The organism is Falsiroseomonas tokyonensis (genome assembly GCF_019024325.1).
In the GTDB taxonomy this organism is placed as follows: Bacteria; Pseudomonadota; Alphaproteobacteria; order Acetobacterales; family Acetobacteraceae; genus Falsiroseomonas; species Falsiroseomonas tokyonensis.
The window spans coordinates 1-2312 of record NZ_JAFNJS010000038.1 but is presented as its reverse complement, the minus strand read 5'-3'; the positions used below and the strand labels follow the sequence as shown (position 1 = coordinate 2312).

Genomic DNA, 2312 nt, shown 5'->3' with positions numbered 1-2312 from the left:
AGGTCGCCCAGTACATGCAGCATCGCACCGCGCAGGTTGCTGTCACCCTGGTCACCGCGGCGCAGGATCAGGGCACCGATGATATTGATGGCAAGGCCAATGGCCGCGACCACCAGCATGGGTCCGGCCAGCACCTCCGATGGCTCGCGCAGCCGCAAAACAGCCTCCCAGGCAATCCAGGCGACCAGTAGCAGCAGGGAAGCGCCGTTGGCCAAGGCGGCCAGGACCCGCACCCGGTGGAAGCCATAGGTCCGCACCGCATCCGGCGATCTTGCAGCCACGCGATAGGCAATGAGCGCCAGCAGCAGCGCCGCAGCATCCGACACCATGTGACCAGAGTCGGCGATCAGCGCCAAGGATCCCGAGAGCCAGCCGCCGACAGCCTGCGCCGCAGCGTAGCCGGCCGTCATGATGAGGACGGTGCGGATCCGCCGCTCGCTACCTTCCGTCACCCGCGCGCCGTGCGCGTGCCCGGCATGGTTTTGGTGCTCGTCAGACATCGGGCCGCCCCATTTAAGCCTGGGGCCGCCAGCGCAGCAGGCGCAGGGCGTTTAGGGTGACAAGCACTGTGGCTCCGGTATCGGCCAGGATTGCAGGCCAGAGGCCCGTCACGCCGATCAGCGTCGTGACTAGGAACACGCCCTTCAGCCCGACCGCCACGGCGACGTTCTGCTTCACGTTCGCCATGGTCGCCCGCGACAGGGAGACCAGTTCCGCCACGCCAGTCACGCTATCCTTCAGCACCGCGGCATCCGCCGTCTCCAGAGCAACGTCGGTGCCGCCGCCCATCGCCACGCCGACCGAGGCAGCCGCCAGCGCTGGCGCGTCGTTGATGCCATCGCCAACCATCACGACCGGGCCGCCCTCCATCAGGCGACCGATCTCGCGCAGCTTGTCGTCCGGCAGCAGCTCCGCCTTCACGTCGAGACCCAGCGAAACGGCGATGGCCTCGCCGGTGCGGCGGTTGTCGCCAGTCAGCATTACGGGCCGGAGGCCGAGCGCGGACAACGCTGCAATGCCCTCCCGCGCATCGCCACGCGGTTCGTCACGCAGTGCGATCAGGCCGAGCGCATCGCGGTCCGCCAGCACCACGGCCACCGTCTTGCCTTCGGTTTCCAGCCGCGTCAGTGCAGCATCGAGCACGCCCAGCTGTGCGCCCGCCTCCCGCGCATGGCGGGGGCTGCCGACGCCAACCAGGCGACCGCCGATCATGGCCGTGACTGCCTTGCCGGGGATGGCGGCAAGGTTGCTCGCATCCGGCAGGACCAACTCGCGCGACGCGGCTTCGGCTAGGATCGCCTTCGCCAGCGGATGCGCTGATCCCTGTTCCACCGCCGCCGCCAGTTCCAGCACCTGGTGTTCGGCCTGTCCGTGTGCGGGGACGACATCCGTCACGCGCGGACGGCCCTCTGTCAGGGTGCCGGTCTTGTCGAAGGCGACGGTGCCCGCGGCGCCTATGGCCTCCAGCGCAGCGCCGCCCTTCACCAGCAGCCCCCGCCGGGCGCCGGCCGAGAGGCCGGACGCCATGGCGGCTGGCACCGAGATCACCAGGGCGCAGGGGCAGGCGATCAGCAGGACGGCCAGGCCGCGGTACAAGCTGGTGCCCCAATCCCAGCCGAACAGGAAGGGCGGCAACAGGATCACCAGGGCCGAGACGACCATCGCGCCCGGCGTCCACCACTCGGAGAACCGCTCGATGAAGCGCTGGGTCGGCGCGCGGGAGGCGGTTGCCTCTTCCACCATGCGGATGATGCGGGCGATGGTGTTGTCCGACGCGGCGCGCGTCACACGGACCCGCAGCGCGCCGTCGGCGTTGATCGACCCGGCGACCACCGCCTCGCCCGGTCCGCGTGAAACCGGAATGCTTTCCCCGGTCACAGGGCTCTCATCCAGGGCCGAGGTGCCGTCCTCGATGGTGCCGTCGCAGGGCACCCGGTCGCCTGGCCGGATGAGCACCAAGTCGCCGATCGCCAGCCTGTCGGCGGGCAATTGCTCAGTGCTGCCATCCGCCCGAAGGCGCAGCGCCACGCGCGGCATGAGGTCAGCCAGGGCACGAATCCCGGCGCGGGCGCGGCCTGCGGCGACATTCTCCAGCAACTCTCCGACCGCGAAGAGCAGCACGACAACGGCGGCCTCCTCCGCCGCGCCGATGAGCGTGGCGCCGGCGGCGGCCGTTACCATCAAGGTTTCAATAGAGAAGGGCGTTCCGGCCCGGGCGAGGGCCAAGGCGCGGCGGCCAAAGGGCACCAGGGCGATCAAGGTCGCGGCCAGGAACAGCGGGTAGGTCAGGTGCTCCGGCAGGGCGAGCGACA

The 2312-nt window shown here is 69.9% G+C and carries 2 protein-coding genes; both read right to left on the bottom strand.

Going from position 1 to position 2312, the window contains the following annotated elements:
* A partial coding sequence (locus tag J3S20_RS29800) for a cation diffusion facilitator family transporter (RefSeq protein ID WP_216840560.1) occupies positions 1 to 500 on the bottom strand: 500 nt, incomplete at its 3' end.
* 13 nt (positions 501 to 513) lie between these two features.
* Positions 514 to 2312: heavy metal translocating P-type ATPase (locus J3S20_RS29795; RefSeq protein WP_216840559.1), on the bottom strand; the 1799-nt coding region annotated here is incomplete at its 5' end.